Annotated in this window: 20 protein-coding genes; 17 read left to right on the top strand and 3 right to left on the bottom strand. The window is 37.6% G+C overall.

Translation table 11 applies throughout. The features are described from left to right. Window positions 1-58: 58 nt before the first annotated feature. Window positions 59-2,260 carry a S46 family peptidase gene (locus H561_RS0110045; RefSeq protein ID WP_027386872.1) on the bottom strand — a complete coding sequence of 734 codons (2,202 nt, stop codon included), beginning with the start codon at window positions 2,258-2,260 and terminating at the stop codon, window positions 59-61. 87 nt (window positions 2,261-2,347) lie between these two features. On the opposite strand from H561_RS0110045, the gene H561_RS0110040 reads away from it, so the two are divergent. The 13 genes from H561_RS0110040 (at window position 2,348) to H561_RS0109980 (ending at window position 12,974) form a co-directional block, all read left to right on the top strand. Continuing rightward, the gene (locus H561_RS0110040) at window positions 2,348-2,782 is read left to right on the top strand and encodes an META domain-containing protein (RefSeq protein ID WP_027386871.1); all 435 of its coding nucleotides are present in this window, start codon (window positions 2,348-2,350) and stop codon (window positions 2,780-2,782) included. Between the two features lie 133 nt (window positions 2,783-2,915). Then, window positions 2,916-4,142, top strand: coding sequence for a GTPase HflX (hflX, locus tag H561_RS0110035; protein ID WP_027386870.1), 1,227 nt, complete (start codon window positions 2,916-2,918; stop codon window positions 4,140-4,142). Beyond that, entirely contained in the window at window positions 4,142-4,771 is a 630-nt protein-coding gene (locus H561_RS0110030; RefSeq protein ID WP_027386869.1) for a DUF4919 domain-containing protein, read from the top strand. The genes hflX and H561_RS0110030 overlap by 1 nt, the downstream gene beginning before the upstream one ends. 26 nt (window positions 4,772-4,797) lie before the next feature. Next, a complete protein-coding gene (locus H561_RS0110025; protein WP_027386868.1) occupies window positions 4,798-6,078 on the top strand; it encodes a cation:proton antiporter in 1,281 nt (426 codons plus the stop codon). Between the two features lie 30 nt (window positions 6,079-6,108). Continuing rightward, window positions 6,109-6,270, top strand: coding sequence for a hypothetical protein (locus H561_RS23945; RefSeq protein ID WP_155845778.1), 162 nt, complete (start codon window positions 6,109-6,111; stop codon window positions 6,268-6,270). A gap of 3 nt (window positions 6,271-6,273) precedes the next feature. Beyond that, window positions 6,274-6,597: a hypothetical protein gene (locus H561_RS24280; RefSeq protein WP_027386867.1), complete on the top strand. Its 324-nt coding sequence runs from the start codon at window positions 6,274-6,276 to the stop codon at window positions 6,595-6,597. Then, window positions 6,489-6,758 carry a hypothetical protein gene (locus H561_RS24500; RefSeq protein ID WP_394330850.1) on the top strand — a complete coding sequence of 90 codons (270 nt, stop codon included), beginning with the start codon at window positions 6,489-6,491 and terminating at the stop codon, window positions 6,756-6,758. The genes H561_RS24280 and H561_RS24500 overlap by 109 nt, the downstream gene beginning before the upstream one ends. A gap of 2 nt (window positions 6,759-6,760) precedes the next feature. Further along, on the top strand, window positions 6,761-7,477 hold the full coding sequence (locus tag H561_RS0110005) for a DNA alkylation repair protein (protein ID WP_027386866.1): 717 nt from the start codon (window positions 6,761-6,763) through the stop codon (window positions 7,475-7,477). A 36-nt stretch (window positions 7,478-7,513) separates the two neighbouring features. Then, window positions 7,514-8,182 (top strand): hypothetical protein, encoded by a 669-nt coding sequence (locus H561_RS0110000; RefSeq protein ID WP_027386865.1) that lies wholly within the window; start codon window positions 7,514-7,516, stop codon window positions 8,180-8,182. 12 nt (window positions 8,183-8,194) lie between these two features. Next, a complete protein-coding gene (locus tag H561_RS0109995; RefSeq protein WP_027386864.1) occupies window positions 8,195-10,240 on the top strand; it encodes a hypothetical protein in 2,046 nt (681 codons plus the stop codon). Continuing rightward, window positions 10,241-11,476, top strand: a complete 1,236-nt coding sequence (locus H561_RS0109990) for a hypothetical protein (protein ID WP_027386863.1) — start codon at window positions 10,241-10,243, stop codon at window positions 11,474-11,476. Between the two features lie 10 nt (window positions 11,477-11,486). Beyond that, window positions 11,487-11,840, top strand: a complete 354-nt coding sequence (locus tag H561_RS0109985) for a DUF6122 family protein (protein WP_228372250.1) — start codon at window positions 11,487-11,489, stop codon at window positions 11,838-11,840. Window positions 11,841-11,903: 63 nt separating this feature from the next. Beyond that, window positions 11,904-12,974 carry a calcium:proton antiporter gene (locus tag H561_RS0109980; protein WP_027386861.1) on the top strand — a complete coding sequence of 357 codons (1,071 nt, stop codon included), beginning with the start codon at window positions 11,904-11,906 and terminating at the stop codon, window positions 12,972-12,974. Window positions 12,975-12,994: 20 nt separating this feature from the next. On the opposite strand, the gene H561_RS0109975 is transcribed toward H561_RS0109980, so the two are convergent. After that, window positions 12,995-13,375: a group III truncated hemoglobin gene (locus H561_RS0109975; RefSeq protein WP_027386860.1), complete on the bottom strand. Its 381-nt coding sequence runs from the start codon at window positions 13,373-13,375 to the stop codon at window positions 12,995-12,997. Between the two features lie 201 nt (window positions 13,376-13,576). Between H561_RS0109975 and H561_RS0109965 the strand changes: the two genes are divergently transcribed. The 4 genes from H561_RS0109965 (at window position 13,577) to H561_RS0109950 (ending at window position 16,160) form a co-directional block, all read left to right on the top strand. Beyond that, the gene (locus H561_RS0109965; RefSeq protein WP_027386858.1) at window positions 13,577-14,542 is read left to right on the top strand and encodes an ion channel; all 966 of its coding nucleotides are present in this window, start codon (window positions 13,577-13,579) and stop codon (window positions 14,540-14,542) included. Between the two features lie 5 nt (window positions 14,543-14,547). Beyond that, window positions 14,548-15,036: a YkgJ family cysteine cluster protein gene (locus H561_RS0109960; RefSeq protein ID WP_027386857.1), complete on the top strand. Its 489-nt coding sequence runs from the start codon at window positions 14,548-14,550 to the stop codon at window positions 15,034-15,036. A 116-nt stretch (window positions 15,037-15,152) separates the two neighbouring features. After that, window positions 15,153-15,455 (top strand): hypothetical protein, encoded by a 303-nt coding sequence (locus tag H561_RS0109955; protein ID WP_027386856.1) that lies wholly within the window; start codon window positions 15,153-15,155, stop codon window positions 15,453-15,455. 357 nt (window positions 15,456-15,812) lie between these two features. After that, the gene (locus H561_RS0109950; RefSeq protein WP_027386855.1) at window positions 15,813-16,160 is read left to right on the top strand and encodes a hypothetical protein; all 348 of its coding nucleotides are present in this window, start codon (window positions 15,813-15,815) and stop codon (window positions 16,158-16,160) included. 173 nt (window positions 16,161-16,333) lie between these two features. Here the strand turns inward: H561_RS0109950 and gdhA are convergent, their stop codons facing one another. Continuing rightward, complete coding sequence (gene gdhA, locus H561_RS0109945) at window positions 16,334-17,692, bottom strand: NADP-specific glutamate dehydrogenase (RefSeq protein WP_027386854.1); 1,359 nt, start codon at window positions 17,690-17,692, stop codon at window positions 16,334-16,336. Window positions 17,693-17,694 lie beyond the last annotated feature (2 nt).

The raw sequence follows: 17,694 nt of genomic DNA, 5'->3' as shown, positions 1-17,694 counted from the left end.
AATCATAAAAAACCCGCGAAAGAAAACTTTCGCGGGTTATAAAACAGATCAATAAAGATTATTTTTTCTTGCCTTTAGCAGGTGTTGCCTTAGGCATTTTTGTTTTGGTATCGGCAGGCGTATTTTCGTCTTTTACCAATTGTAATTCGTCAATCAGCCTTCTGGCACCGGCATATTTGTCGATTGTCCAAAGAACAAAACGAACGTCTACGTTAATGGTTTTCTGCCATTCCGGTTCGAAAACGATATCTCCGCTCAATGCTTCACTGTTTCCGTCGAATGCAATACCGATAAGGTTTCCGTCTGCATCAATCACTGGAGAACCTGAGTTACCTCCCGTAATATCATTGTCTGAAAGGAAATTGACAGGCATATATCCTTTCGCATCCGCATACTGTCCGAAATCTTTAAGGTTATACAGGTCGATCACCCTTTGAGGAAGATCAAACTCTTCATCCCCTTTCTTATATTTCCCTACAAGACCGGTCATATCGGTATAGTAGTTATCCGTAACCCCGAAATAGTTTCTGTCTGTTCTTACCGGCAATGTGGTTACAGTACCATAGGTAAGTCTCATGGTAGAGTTGGCATCCGGATAGAATTTCTTCTCAGGCATCGCTTTCATTAAACCGGCTAAAAATAATCTGCTGTTTTTAGCAAAATTATCATCAATTTTCACGAATCTTTCTGCTGAAAGTCTCTGATCAGCTATAATTCCGTTGGCGATTTTCCAAAGCGGGTCTGCATCTAATTTTAAACGGTCCGGATTCAATACAAAATTGGTTGCGGAAGCCTTGTTTGCAAATATTGAAGAATACGCTATATTGGAAAGCGTATTTGCATCCAGTCCCATAATGGTTTCAGAAGCCACGTCTTTATTTACTTTTTGCTGATAAAGGTTAACCATAGAATTCATCATTTCACCTTCAAGTTTGGTATTGATGTTTTCGTAAGCGGACTTCAGCGCTGCCTCCACTTTAGGTTTCATGGCCAGTCTGCCATTCATATCCTGTTCTGCATAGGCTTTAAGAACACCTCCTACCTGTAATGCCAGCATAAAATACTTGGAATTTCTGGAGAGCTGGGACATATAGTTTCTTTCAACATTTCTGTCGGAAGTCTGCTTGTAATAGATGGCTAGATCATCCAGTACGGTTTCATATTCAACCACATTTGCCGGCTGTACCGCCCATGTTTTGAATGTTCCTTCCAGTTTTTGCTTATCTGCAATCGTTCCGTTTTTAATAACGGCATCGATAGTTCCCTGTCTGTTCTTCCAGTAGTTGGCTACAGAGGCATACTGAGAGGCATAATTAAGCTGCGTTGCCTTGTCTTTGTCCATATACTTCTTCATAACGTCCATCGCTAATTTAGAAGCTTCCACCCAGGCCGGATAGTCTTTGTTAACCATTTGCTGGATTCCGTAAGAAGTTAAGTAACGGTTGGTTCTTCCCGGATATCCTAAAATCATAGAGAAATCACCCGGCTTTACGCCTTTAAGAGAAACAGGCAAAAAATGTTTAGGCTTTAATGGAACATTGGTCGGAGCAAATTCTGCAGGGTTTCCTGCGGCATCAGCATACACTCTGAAAACCGTAAAGTCTGCAGTATGTCTCGGCCATTCCCAGTTATCCGTGTCTCCTCCGAATTTCCCTAATGATGAAGGCGGTGCGCCTACCAATCTGATATCTTTATAATCCTGGTATACAAAATAATAAAATTCGTTTCCGTTAAAGAAATCTTTCACTACGACAGTGTATTTTCCGTTTTCGGAGTTTTCAGACTGGATTGCTTTTGTTTCAGCATCAATCACCGCTTTTCTATCTGCAGCAGACATTTTATTGTTAAGTTTAGAATTGATCCTTTGCGTAGCATCATCCATTCTTACCAAAAATCTTACGTACAGATCTTTTGCATTAAATTCATCCTTTTGCTTCATGGCCCAGAAACCATTCTTCAGATAATCTTTTTCAGGTGTTGAAGCCGCAGCAACAGCACCGTATCCGCAATGGTGGTTGGTAAAAATAAGACCCTGTCCGGAAACAATTTCTCCGGTACAAAAACCGCCGAAGCTCACGATCGCGTCTTTTAAGCTTGAGTTATTAACCGAATAAATTTCCTCTGGTGTAAGATGCAAACCTTCTTTTTGCATATCTACACCATTAAGTCTTTTCACGAGCATTAACAGCCACATTCCCTCGTCAGCCCTCATCTGGACAAAACTTAAAAGGAAAGTGAATAGTAGAAGTATTCTTTTCATTTTATAAAATAATTTTTGTGTCGCTAATTTACTAATTTTTTTACGGTTTCATGTCTGTGATGGTATGAAAATGGATCTGAGCATGTTATGAATAAGATAATGCTTACCGTTTTGATTGTTTTATGTACCGGGTTTATGATCAGCTGTTCTTCCCTTATCATTAAAAATCCACAGCTTCAGAGGGAATGGATGCTGGTTTCTTTTAAAGATTACGCCAAACAGGATTTAATGAAACATAAAGCAGGCATCAATCTGACAGCACCTGTTGAACACGGGAAAATCAAAGGAAGTGCTTTTACAGGATGCAACAGGATGTTTTTTTCTGCTGAATTCAAAGATAAGGGTAAGCTGAAAATTTCAGGACTGGGTTCAACAATGATGGCCTGCCCCGACATGAAACTGGAAGATGACTTTTCAAAAAGCTTTAAAAATATGACTGCCTACTCTGTTGAAGGCCATTTTTTAATATTAAAGGATGATCAGGGAAATACCATGAGATTCGTGGCGACAGACTGGGATTAGTTTTATTGGATTAAATTAATATTCTTACTATTTATCATCAAACTCATATTGTTCCTATGACAATAAAAATTCATTTTGGTTTTTTTCATTAAAAATGCTATCTTGTAAATCTTACAATTATAGATAGAACCTAATGCTAGAAAAGAAAGAACATAATTACGAGAAAGCTATTTTGGTGGGTGTTATTACACAGAATCAGGATGAGGAAAAGCTAATTGAATATATGGATGAGCTGGAGTTCCTTGCTTTTACAGCCGGAGCTACAGTAGACAGACGTTTTACCCAGAAATTAACACAGCCTGACTCCAAAACCTTTATAGGAAGCGGAAAAGCTCAGGAAATAAAAGAATACGTAAAGGAAAACGAAATAGGAACCATCATTTTTGATGATGAATTGTCACCTTCCCAACTTAAAAATTTAGAAAAAGAAATAGAGGTAAAAATCCTTGACAGGACTAATCTTATCCTTGATATTTTTGCCCAGAGAGCCCAGACTTCTTATGCCAGAACACAGGTTGAGCTGGCACAGTACCAGTACCTTTTACCGCGACTGACCAGAATGTGGACCCACCTTGAACGCCAGAAAGGGGGAATCGGGATGAGAGGGCCGGGGGAAACGGAAATCGAAACTGACAGGCGTATTATCCGTGACAGGATCTCTTTGCTTAAGGACAAGCTGAAAACCATTGATAAACAAATGGCTACGCAGCGGAACAACAGAGGCAAAGTAGTGCGTGCCGCTTTGGTAGGATATACGAATGTTGGAAAATCCACGTTGATGAATGCCCTTTCAAAATCCGAAGTCTTTGCGGAAAATAAACTGTTTGCTACACTGGACACGACTGTAAGAAAAGTTGTCATCGGGAATCTGCCATTTTTGCTAACGGATACGGTAGGATTCATACGGAAACTGCCGACCCAGCTGGTAGAATCGTTCAAATCAACGTTGGATGAAGTACGTGAAGCAGACCTCCTGATCCATGTCGTGGATATTTCCCATGAAAGTTTTGAAGACCATATTGATTCCGTAAATCAGATTTTAATGGAAATCAATGCGCATCAGAAACCGATGATCATGGTTTTCAATAAAATAGACGATTTCAGCTATGATAAAAAGGATGAAGACGACCTGACCCCGACTACCAGAAAAAATATTTCTCTGGAAGAATGGACGAATACCTGGATGGCAAAATCTAAATATCCTACCGTTTTCATTTCAGCTTTAACGAAAGAAAACTTCCCGGATATGAAAAAAATGATCTATGATGAGGTAATGAAAATCCATATTTCAAGATTCCCATACAATGATTTCCTTTTCGAATACTTCGATAACGACGACGAAGAACACAAAAAAGATTAATGAAACATTACTTTTTTCTTCTGCTGTTTCTGATTTCCGCTCTCAGTTTCGGCCAGCATGCCAATACCAGTTTTAAAGCTATCGAAAAAAACCTTAAAAGTGAAAAATCTCCGTACCATTACGAGAAATTGATTTTTAAGTACAAAGCCTATCCTAAATCTCTGGATACGGTAGAAGCGCAGCATCTTTATTACGGAAGAAATTTCAGAAAAGATCTGGTATCAACCACTGATGATGACTTTAAAACCCTGGCAGAAGCATTTAAAAACGGGAACTTCGATGAGTGCATCAGACAGGGGGAAATTTTATATAACAGGGATCCGACAAATCTTGACATTCTCCTGATCTTAATGCAAGCGTATGACTCAAAAAAAGACGGGAAGAATTTTATCCATCACCTTGACCAGTTCAGGCTACTGACAGATGCTGTAAAAGGTTCCGGTGACGGAAAATCTGAAAAAACCCCTTTCCTGGTAAATTCCGTAGGTGATGAATATATCTTATTAAATATCCTGAATATCGGAAAAGAATATACCAGAGGGTCAAAATCCTTGAAAGACGGAATCCTTGACATCTGGGAAAAAGACATTACCAAAGTGTACATAAAAGTACTGTATATAGATTATTAATTTAAATAAATTTTAAAAACAGCTTAGTGGAATTATATTATTCATTTTCAGCTTTAATCGTTTTAGCATCCATATTCGCATATCTTAATTACAGATTTCTGAAACTTCCCAGTACCATCGGGATTATGGTTATTGCCATAGTGGTTTCTATTATTTTAGTTTCCTTCGGGGAAACATTTTTACCCAGGACATTCAGGCACCTTCACAGCCTGATGAGCAGCATTGATTTTACGGAAGTCCTGATGGGAGCCATGCTTAATTTTCTTCTCTTTGCAGGAGGTATCCATATTAATTTAGACGATCTCAAGGAACAGTTCCGGCCTGTGCTGATTTTTTCCACCCTGGGAGTGGTTATTTCCACTTTTGTGGTAGGATTCGGAATGTTTTATCTTTTGCCATTTCTGGGAATTCATTTACCTTTTATCTACTGTCTCCTTTTCGGAGCCTTAATTTCACCGACTGATCCTGTTGCTGTCCTAAGTATTTTAAAGCAGGCAAATGTTTCAAAATCATTGGAGACAAAAGTAGCGGGAGAATCTCTTTTTAATGACGGTATGGCCGTTGTTATATTTTCGGTCGTATTGCAGCTGGCCATTGGAAAAGAAGTGGATCTGGGGCTTGAAAGCATAGGCTTGCTGCTACTGAAAGAAGCGGGCGGAGGCTTGCTTCTGGGGGTTGTTCTGGGCTGGATCACTTCCAGGCTGATGCGTGAGGTAGATGACTATATTATTTCTGTCCTGGTAACACTGTCTGTAGTCATGGGAGGTTATCTTATTGCAAGACAGATGCATATTTCTGGGCCTCTTACCATGGTTGCGGCAGGATTGTTTATGGGGAATTTCAATGTTAAGTTCAAAATGAAATCCATTACTCAGGATTATCTGATCAAATTCTGGGAGTTGATTGATGAGATCCTGAATGCGGTTCTGTTCCTGTTTATTGGTTTTGAATTATTGATGATCAAGGATTTAAAACATTTTGTTGTTCCGGGCTTAGTTGCTATTGTTATTGTTTTACTGGCCAGGGTAATTTCTATCTGGGGACCCACCAAGTTTATGAAGAGAACCTTCAGTCCGCAGACCGTAAAAGTTTTGGTCTGGGGAGGGATCCGGGGCGGTGTTTCTATTGCTCTGGCGATGTCTATTCCGAAAAATGAATACAGCGAAATTATTTTGAGCATCACATATTGTGTGGTGGTATTTTCGATTATCGTTCAGGGGCTTACCATTGCAAAAGTAGCGAATCCGAATAAAATTGCGAAAGAAGAAGAAGAATTGGAGACTGTTGCTTTAAAAGAAGAGCAATAATTATTTATACATTACATAAAAGTATTTACCTTGAAAAAAATATTTGTTTTACTGCTGGTAATTCATTCGCTGCTGTTTTTTTCTCAGATTAATGTGGAGGAAATAAAGAAGAACGTTATCGAAAACCCCCAGAAATATTTTTACGAATATCTCGAAATCTTTAAAAAAGATCCTTCAAAGCTTACTCAGTAAGAAATGAACCAACTTTATTATGGAAGCCGGTTTGTCAATACAGAATATAGCTTATCTGATTACAATAAAGATTATGATGAAATTTGGAAGATTGCCTCAAGAAAGGGAATATCAAAAGGCAAGGCTCAAAAAATATTAGCAACAACAGAAGCTGCATATAATAAAGGCGCATTAAATAAGGATATATTAGTTTCAATGGTAAATATATATATAATGCGATTGGAGAAAAAACTAAAGCGGAAATATGTGTATTCCAGAATAATAAAATCATTAAAACGATCGATGAAAGCGGAACGGGGAAAACGGAAACCTCACCAATTTGTGTAATTACAGCCGATGATATGATGAGCTTTGCAAAACCTTTCATGATGATGGGGAATGCTTTTAAACAAAAAGATATTAAAACAGATGACAACTGTATTATGACAGAATATTCTAACGGTGGAATAAGCTTATTTGTTAAATGTATTGGTTGTTTTAATTTTTAGTTATGGGAATCTGCAATCAAATTTTTGAAGCACTAAATGATCTGTCAATCCCCGAAAAAGCAGAATTTTTCCCTAAATTTTTTAAAACCGGAAAAGGCGAATATGGTGAAGGAGACCTGTTTCTGGGAGTCACGGTTCCGGACCAGAGGGCGGTAGCGAAAAATTATTATGTTAAAATTTCTTTGGATGAATTGAGTGAACTTCTTTCCTCAAAATATCATGAACACCGGCTGACAGCTTTATTGATGCTGATTTCAAAATTTGAGAAAACAAAGGATAAGGCTATAAAAGATAAAATTGTTGAATTTTATCTGGATCATTTACCGTATATCAATAACTGGGATCTGGTTGACACCAGCTGTTACAAGATATTAGGCCGGTACGCTTTTGAACACGGTAATGAAGATCTTTTGAGAAAACTGTCAGGTTCTGACGAGATGTGGCACAAAAGAATCGCTGTAGTCGGAACACTGTATTACATCAGAAAAGGTTCATTCGAACTCACTAAGGAATTGGTCACGCAGAATTTGGATCATCCGCATGACCTGATGCACAAAGCCAATGGCTGGATGCTTCGGGAAATGGGAAATAAAAATGAAAACGAACTCATCTGTTACCTCAATCGGTATTACAAAGAAATGCCAAGGACCTGTTTGCGGTATTCCATTGAAAAACTGGATGAACAAGTACGAAAGGAGTACTTAAAAGGGAGAATTTAGGAAATAAGATGTATTTTTGTGTCTTAAAGCCAAACTATGAAATTTTTCTTTAAACAGGTTCTTCTGTTTATCCCTCTTATGTTACTGACAAGCTGTTTTGACATTATAGATAAAGCCAGTGTAAAAGCAGATGGCAGCGGTGAGTATACCATTATTCTCAACGCCAGCAAAAGCAGAACCCGGTTGGCCTCTATCTCCAAAATGGAAACCGTTAACGGTAAAAAAGTTCCTAAAAAGGCTGAAATTGAAGCTAAGATCAATGAAGCGGCAAGAATCTTCAAAACAACTCCAGGGATTTCCAATGTAAAAACGTCAATGGATTTTGATAACTACATCATCAAACTGAGCTGTAATTTCAAAAGAATTGAAAACATCAATGCCGGTTTGGAACAGTTAAAGGCCAAAAACATCTTAGGCAGAATGATCCCAACCCAGATTTACAGCCAGAATTCAGCAAAGAAAACCTTTACCAGAAATAAAACCAATACATTCAAAAGCGAATACGACAAGATGAGTAAAGCAGATAAGGAAATCTTTAATGAGGCCAAATATACTTCTGTCTTACAATTTGAAAACACGATAAAGTCTCAGAGCAACAGTTCTTACCTTCTTTCTCCGAACAGAAAAGCGGTAAAATTAGAAGCTAATGTCCTGGATTTTATCCTTCAGAAAAAACAAATCCAAAATAATATTCTATTCCAATAATTTCCTGAAATCATGAAATCTATTTTACAGAAAATACAACTAACCTTCTTATTTTTTGCTTCATTACATATTCTTGCACAGCAGAAAATGAAGCTTCCCAATGATGCCGTTTTCTATATGGAAATCAACGGGAAGCAGCTTAATAAGAAGATTAACTGGCAAAAGCTGAATCCCTTTCTATTAGATGTAGCTAAAGAAAATAAAGAAAAACCGTCATGGAATGATTATTCCAAAACAGGAATAAAATATGATGCTACGCAGGTTCATTATGCAAGTTTCAATGATTCTATAAAGGCCTATACTGCTCATTTTATTTTAGATAATAAAGAAAAATTTCAGGAGTTTATTAATTCAACCAAGAAAAAAGGCTTGGAAATTACCAAGAAAAATAATTATTCTTACGTCAGTCTGGATGATGATATTTTTGTTGCATGGAACGGAAACCATGCTGTCCTGAAAATGTTGAGCTACAGCAAGCCCTATAAATATGATACGGAAGAGGATGTTGTAACAGACAGTGCTGTAGCCGTTAACGATAGTACCGCCACAGTTGCCGTAGATAGTGTTTACGCCGAAGAACAGGAACAGCCTTTCAATTACAAAGACGAAATCAAGATATTGAAAGAAGATATCAAATATCTGAAAGATGACATAAAGGAGCATAATGCGGAAATCGTAAGAATGCAGAAAGACATCAAATATCTTGAAAAGCATCACGAATACCCGAAAGAAAAGAAAGGATCTACAGATAAAAACTATTCTGAAGAGCAGGTTGAAGCTTTACCGCCGCCGGCTCAGGATGAAGGGATGGAAGAAGAAGAAAATATCGGAGACCTGACTTATGAAAAAGAATTTGATTCTTTAAAAATTGAAAGGTTCAAAATGGTTAAAAGGCTGGCCGAAGCTGACTTCGACAGATATTTCAGTTCAAATTTTGAAATTGAAGTTTCTGAAGATGCCCTTTCGGCACGCGATGGTAATTCTGACGTTTTCGTATATACCGATTACGGCAGAATCGTGAATGAAGGAATTTACGGCAGGATGTCAAAGAAATATGAATTCGGGCAGTTTTTCAGTAATTTTTACAATTCAAATTCTTCATACAACCTCTATTTCGATAATGATAAAGTGAGACTGGTCAACAGTTTTCAGCATAAAGACCCGGAAATCCAGAAACAGTTTTCAGCGGTTTACAAAGGTCGGAAAAATAAAAAACTAATGGCTCTGATCAATGATAAAAGCATGGGATATTATGCCATGAATGTTGATGGAAGCAGATATTTTGACCTCATGTACAGTTTACTGAAAAACTCAGGCGAAGGTGAATACCAAAAAGAAATGGACCTGATGATGGAAACCATGAAAATTGTCTTGGATGAAGAAGCCATTGCTAAAATTGCACCCGGAAACGGTATTTTTGTTTTGAATGAATTAAAATCTAAGACCGTAGAATATACAGATTATGATTACGATAATGATTACAATGAAAAAGAAGTAAAGAAAACAAAGGAAGTCATGATGCCGGATTTTACCTTTGCCTTTGCCACAGAAAATGAAGGATACTGGAACCGTGTTTTCAATGTTCTGATTACCAATAAAAATACGGCAAAAAGATTTTCTAAAAAAGGGGAATTTTATCAATTTAAAGAAGAAAAAGCAGCCGGATACCTGGATCATTTGTTCTTCACAGTAAAAGACGGAATCGTTTACATGACCACCTCTACTGATAATATTCTCCCTAAAAATCAGTCTGAGGTCTCTAAAAAATGGGCAAAAGACGCTTCTAAATATGCAATGTCCGGAAGAATGAACATTCAAAAGCTTTTAATTGGCCTGGAGAAAGAATTCAAGAGTACTTCTGAACGGAAAATCATGGATGTCTTCAGGAAAAATATTGGAGAAGTGTATTTTAAAACCGAAGCCAAAGGAAACAGAATAGAGACGGAAGTTAATTATGACACTAACAATTCCTCCGAAAACAGTTTAATGTATTTCTTTGATCTGGGGAACGAAATTTATAAGATCAAAGAATCCGAGAAAAAAACACCGGTTTTATAAATGAAAAAAAAGCTTATTGTTTTATTGATTTTTCTGCTCGCAACCACGATTTATTTTGTGTTTTACCATAAAAAGAATCCTTTCACAATTGTTTCTGCCAATGCAGATGTAATCATCTTAGTCGATGCAAAAAAATTAACGAGACAATATGTTTACAGTCTGTCTACCCATCCTTCGCAATGGTTTGGCAGGAAAAATGAAGATAAAAATTCAATTTCTATACTGAAATCGGGAGTGGAAATTCCCGATTTTTTTCAGGTTTTCCATTTGAAAAATTCTAAATTTTCCGATTGGTACAGCGTCTTTAAATTAAGAGACAGACAAAAATTTATCACATTTTTAAAACAGCAAAAATTTACAGATCGAGGAAACAATATTTTCAGAAAAGATCAGGTTTATATCAAATTGCTAGATAAAAACTGCATTATTGGAACTTCTGATCAGGGGTTTGAAAGGATAGACTATCAACGGCTTCCGTCTTCTGAAATTAACACTCTTAATGCTGAAGAACTTATAACCAATGGTTTGGGAAGTATTTTATTCACATCTGATAAAGCCAGCCAAAATTTTTCTATTGAATTAAATTCTGATGAAATTATAATTGAAAACAATTCAAATTCATACGATCCAGCTCCGGTTATTTCCAAACTACAACAAACAATATCTTTTATTGAAACAGAATTAGATGCTGAAAACATCAAAAATTTCAGTTCTATTTTTGATAAAACTTTTGCCAATTCTTCTCAGATAAATTATTTAAAAGCGGCTGCAGAACTCAAACAGGTAAACGATACGATCATCACTTACGGGTATGACGATAATTTCAATGAGATTGAAAAAAAGACTTTCCAGAAAATCATTCAGCCGAATTATGTGATTGATCTTCAAAGTTCAGATTCAGAAAAAACGAAGCAATATTTTCAAAACAAAAAATGGATCAATGCCCACAGTCAATTTACGGCAATTCCTTTCCAACCGAATTTAGTTAATGCAAAGGGAGACGGTTTTGAAATAAGATCAACCCGAAAACCCGTTTCCTTATCTCCGGTGTCACATGAAAATTATATTTTTGTAAGAAATACCGGTTTATTATCATCTTCTTTCAAATCTTTAACCGCAACCGAAAAGAAAATAATTTCAGGATTAGACTATATTTTTTATGGAAATAAGGATCAGGACTATTATTTGAAATTAAAATTTAAGGAGGAAGAACTGCCTCTGATTTTAAGATGGTAAATACAACATCATGCTTATTTATCAAATGGAATTTTTAGAAGCCGGACTATTAAAAGCAGGAATGCATTATTTTTTACATTTTGTTTTCCCTATTTTCATTGCACTGGTTTTTTATCCTGAAAACTGGAAAAAGGTGTATTTAATTTTACTAGCCACCATGTTGGTGGACCTGGATCATTTATTTGCCGATCCTATTTTTGATCCCGACAGGGCAAGCGTAGGATTTCATTTTTTACATTCTTATTACGCCATTGCGGTGTATTTTTTGATGTTATTCTTCAAAGGAAATATCAGAATCATCGGCATTGGACTATTATTTCATATGCTGACGGATTTACAGGATTTTTATTTCTGGAATCACTAAATTGCATTAATACTTTCTTCTGATATTTTAAATCCCATAGATTTTTTGTATTTTGTAGACACTATGAGAATAAAAGACTTTTTACATTATACGTACGTTTTTCCTGTTCTGGCAGTAGGATATTATTTTTCCGGACTGATGGGAATGGGAATCGTTTCAGATATTGTTGCCGGAATTTTACTGACCGGAAGTGTTTTGTCGGCAGTGCACCATGCGGAAGTAGTCGCTCATAAAGTTGGTGAACCTTTCGGAACTATTATTTTAGCACTTTGTATTACGATTATTGAAGTTGCTTTAATTATTTCCCTGATGGTTGCCGGCGGAGACCAGGCCATTACCCTGGCACGGGACACTGTTTTTGCCGCTGTAATGATTATTCTCAATGGAATTTTAGGAATCTGTATTTTAGTGGGAGGTGTAAAATACCACGAGCAGTTTTTCGCAAGAACTTCCGCTACTACCTATTTGGTGAGTATTGTTTCTATTCTAATTTTAACACTGGTTCTTCCAAATTTTACATCCAGTGTGAATGGCCCTTTTTATAATACGGCCCAGCTTATATTTGTTTCTATTGCCTGCCTTGTGATTTACGGGATATTTTTAATGGTTCAGACCGTAAGGCACCGGAGCTATTTTGTCGTTAAGGGTGAGGATTCTGAAGAACACTATATTCCCTCCACGAACAAGACCTTAATAAGCTTTGCTTTCCTGGTCATTTGCCTTTCGATTGTGGTTATGATGGCAAAAGGCCTTTCCGGGACTATTGAGGACATGGTTCAGAGTTTTGGAGCCCCGAAATCTTTGGTTGGAGTTATTATTGCTGCGGTAGTGCTTCTTCCGGAAGGGGTAGCGGCAATCAGAGCGGCAAGAACCAATCAGATCCAGTCGAGTCTTAATTTGGCTCTCGGTTCTGCGCTGGCGAGTATAGGGCTTTCGATTCCGGCAGTTTCCGTGGTGTGTATCATTTATGATATTCCTTTGGTTTTGGGCTTGGATAAAAAAGATATTATCCTGCTTTCGCTGTCCGTATTTATTGTCATGCTTTCATTAAGCCGGGGCAAGACCAATATTCTTTACGGAACGGTATTGCTGGTTAACCTGGCAGCCTATATTTTTACGGTTATTGTTCCTTAAAAAACCTGCTGCCTGACATCTTACAGCTTTCTTGCCAAATCCATTTTGAAAGCCATTAATTTAGCAATGTTCTCTGCTTTATAAATGGCGGTGTCTGCATTTTCTCCAGTAAATTTTTCTTCAATCGTGGCCGTCCAGAGGTGTAACCAACGATCGAAGTGCTTCTGCTCCATGGCCTGCATTTCATTGATGGGGAAATGCGCACCTATCGGATTTCCTTTATAAGTCATCTGCCCGAAAAGAACAGACTCCCAGAAGGCATACATCTTGGGCAAGTGCTTATCCCAATCAACTTTGGCAACATCATTAAAGAAAAAACCAATCACTTCATCCTTAACGACTTTAGCATAAAATGAATTGATAAGATGCTCAATATCTTCTCGTGATTCCAACTTTTTCATAGATCAAATTTACTGTAAATTAATTGGGAAATTCAATCATGGAATTGATAAATTTCATGAAAACAATATTTTATCTTTGCACCGGGATGAAAAGAGAATATAGAAATAAAACGTTTGAGTATCCTACAAAATTTTTATATTCTAAAATTAAATTGCCTTTGACAAACCAGCAAAAAGCAGTAAAAGATCAATACATAACACATGGCAAGAGGATTCAGGCAAAAGATTGACCAGAAAAATACTGAGAACAGCGGCTTCGGCGACAATGCTTCAGGAAGGTTTATCAATAAAGACGGGCTTCCGAATGTTAACCGTAAAGGCGTTAATATGTTCAACCGCTTCAGCTGGTACCATACCATGCTTGACCTGTCGACTTTTCAGTTTCTGTCATACCTGGTTATCGCCTACATTTTGGTTAATATTTTCTTTGCTCTGATCTATTACCTTATCGGCGTAGAGCATTTAACCGGTATTGATAAAAGCGATCCGATGAATGAATTTATTGATGTGTTTTTTTTCAGTTCACAGACTTTTACTACGGTCGGCTACGGCAGGATTGCCCCGGTAGGTTTTACGGCAAGCCTGGTGGCTACTTTTGAAGCGTTCCTGGGACTGCTTACTTTTGCCATTGCAACGGGACTTTTTTACGGAAGATTTTCCAGGCCAAGAGCCTATCTGAGATTTTCTGAAATTGCCGTGATTGCTCCTTTTAAGGAAAGAACAGCTCTAATGTTCAGACTGGCACCTTATAAAAACAACGCTTTAACAGATGCCGAGGTAATTGTCTCTGCCGCTATCGGCGTAATGGAAAAGAATGTACCGAAAAGCCGTTTTTACACCTTAAAAACCCAACTTAGCAAGATTAATACCCTCGCGCTTAACTGGACGATTGTCCATGTTATCGATGAAGATTCACCGTTTTATGGTTTTGCTGAGGAAGATTTCAGAAATACGGATATTGAAGTTATCATTCATGTTCGCGCTTTTGATGAAGTATTTTCAAACACAGTCGTTCAAAGGTCTTCCTATATTTCCAAAGAGATTATTTACGGAGCCAGGTTTGTCCCGATGTATTATCCCGACAGACAGAATCTTTCTACGGTTCTTGATCTGGATAAAATCAACCACTACCAGAAAGCAGATCTTCCCGCACTGACGCAAGAATAATGATCATGAATTTAGAATTTTACAAAAAACAGGCTTTACAAAAGCAGAAAGAGCATAAAAAATTTTTGGACGGCCTGAAGAAGAAACCACCGAAAAACCTGGATTATTTGGTCCAGGAAACACATGATGAAGTTTTTGAAAGTATTGACTGCCTTCAATGCGCCAACTGCTGTAAAACCACAGGACCTTTGTATACGGAAAAAGATATTGAAAGGATTGCCAGGCACCTTAGGCTGAAGCCTGCTGATTTTGAAGCCAAGTTTTTAAGGGTTGATGAAGACCAGGATAAGGTTCTGCAAAACCTGCCGTGTCATTTTTTAAATGAAGACAATACATGTTCAATTTACGATGTACGTCCGAAAGCCTGCAGGGAATACCCTCATACCGACCGCAAAAAAATTTATCAGATCAATGACCTGATGATTAAAAACACGGTTATATGCCCTGCAGCCTATGAGTTTGTTGAAAAAATTATGAAAAATTTAGAAAAATAGCCTGAAATCAAAATTGCTCTTAAAGAATAATAAACTACGTTAAATAAGAAGTTGCTGTATACGATTCGGTAAAGTATTGCCGTTTCATAGAAACAACCATTAAAAAAAAAGATATTATGAAAAAGTTAGTTTTAACGGCAGCGTTTACAGTATTAAGTTTAGGTGCAGTATCAGCACAGTCTACAACACAACAAAATCCATCACAAGGTACAACCACTCAGAATTCACAATCCGGTTCTGATTTGGGAACCACTACCGCGACAGAAGCCCAGAAAGCAGAAGTTACTACTATGGATACAGCTAAAGTGACTACTGCTGTAGACAACACCACAGCATCGGCGCAATCAGATGGAAATTCTGATGCTACCAAGCCTAAAGATGAAGCGACCAAAAGTAAATCTAAAAAGAAATCGAAGTAGTTATAAATATTCAAAGTAGAAATGATCCTGAAGCATTAGTGTTTCAGGATTTTTTTTAAAATAATAAATTTGCTTTAATAGGTATGTAAAATACAACTCGAGATCAACGTGATTTATTTCTGAATGTCCTATGGATTATGTAGCCTGGACCTTGCAGTCAAATAGACAGAGTAAACTAATCTATTAACGATATCATAAATTCAAGTTGAAAACATCACATCAGGAAGTTCCGTTGGAATTACAACATAATTTTTCTTAAAAAATTATAAATCAAGTTAAAAGATTTTTAGAGGTACCACTTTGTACGATAATTGTATTTAACATAATACAACCATATAACACCAAAATATCAATATTATGAAAAACCTAATTTTAGCAGCAGCATTCGTTGTAGGAGGAATGATCACTGTATCTGCTCAAACAACGCCACAGACAAAAACGGATACTTCAACCTCAACAACCAACAGTACATTAAATAATGGGTCCCTTAACAATGGAACCACTACCAATGGTACTACGGGAACGATGAATAACAGTACTTTGAACAATGGCACTACAAACGGTACAACAGGCACTATGAACAGCACTAACGGTACGACGATGAATCAGAGTAGTGATCTAAGCACACCGAAAACAGATACGGTACGTCCTGATGAGAGAGATGCTACAAAAACCGACCGGAAAATGAAGAAGAAAAACAAATAGAATGTAAATGATAAATCCTGAAAATAATTTCAGGATTCTTTTTATTTATACTTATAAAAAAAGCGTTGAATTTCAACGCTTTCTTCTTTCACTTTTTACTTTTTCCCCATTTATAATCCCGGGAACAGGGTATATTAAGAAAGGCCGGGATTTTTCCCGACCTTTACTTTATTTTATACGACTCCCTGAGCCAGCATAGCTTCTGCAACTTTCACGAATCCGGCGATATTGGCGCCCTTCACATAGTTTACATAACCATCTTCCTCTTTTCCATAGTCTCTGCACGCTTTATGAATTCCGATCATGATCTCTTTCAGCCTTGCATCCACTTCTTCAGAAGTCCAGTTAAGACGGATCGAGTTCTGCGTCATTTCAAGGCCTGAAGTGGCAACACCTCCTGCATTGGAAGCTTTTCCGGGAGAGAATAATACTTTGTTATCCAGGAAATAATTGATCGCATCTAATGTTGAAGGCATATTGGCAGCTTCAGTCACACAAAGACATCCGTTTTCTACCAGCAGTTTAGCATCTTCAAGATCCAGTTCATTCTGGGTAGCAGAAGGGATGGCAACATCACATTTCACTTCCCAAGGGCGTTTCCCTGCATAGAACTCCGCAGAAGGATATTTTTTAGCATAGTCCTCCGCTCTGTTATTTCCTGAAGATCTCAGTTCCAGTAAATAATCAATTTTTTCTCCGTCGATCCCGTCTTTATCATAGATATAGCCGTCCGGTCCGGAAATCGTTACTACCTTTCCTCCAAGTTCAGATATTTTCTTGATCACTCCCCAGGCTACGTTTCCAAAACCTGATACCGTTACCGTTTTATCTTTAAAAGTCTGCCCGATGGTTTTAAGCATCTGCTCAGCGAAATACACAACACCGTAACCTGTAGCTTCAGGACGGATCAGTGAACCTCCGTAAGCAAGGCCTTTACCGGTAAGCACCCCTGTAAATTCATTTCTGATTTTCTTGTACTGGCCGAACAGATATCCGATTTCTCTTGCTCCTACCCCGATGTCTCCTGCAGGAACATCTGTTTCAGGACCGATATGCTTACACAGTTCTGTCATGAAAGCCTGGCAGAAACGCATTACTTCCATATCAGATTTCCCTTGCGGATCAAAATCCGAGCCTCCTTTTCCGCCTCCCATCGGAAGGGTGGTCAAGGAATTTTTAAATACCTGCTCAAAAGCTAAGAATTTCAGCACCGAAAGGTTTACGGTAGGGTGGAAACGGATTCCTCCTTTATAAGGTCCGATGGCAGAGTTCATCTGAATTCTGAAACCTCTGTTTACCTGGATCTCACCTTTATCATCAACCCATGGAACTCTGAAAATGATAATTCTTTCAGCTTCCGCCATTCTTTCAAGAAGTTTCATTCCCGTATATTCCTTCTTGGTCATAATAAACGGAATTACGGTAACAGCAACTTCTTTTACGGCTTGTAAAAACTCGGGCTCATTAGGGTTTTTCGCCTCAATTTTTGCTATAAACTCTTGTATTTTCTGGTCAATATTATATTGTTCCATAT

Origin of the sequence: Chryseobacterium gregarium DSM 19109, assembly GCF_000430845.1 — a bacterium.
In the GTDB taxonomy this organism is placed as follows: domain Bacteria; phylum Bacteroidota; class Bacteroidia; order Flavobacteriales; family Weeksellaceae; genus Chryseobacterium; species Chryseobacterium gregarium.
Note: the sequence above shows the minus strand (reverse complement) of the source record. Positions and strands in the feature narration are given on the sequence as shown.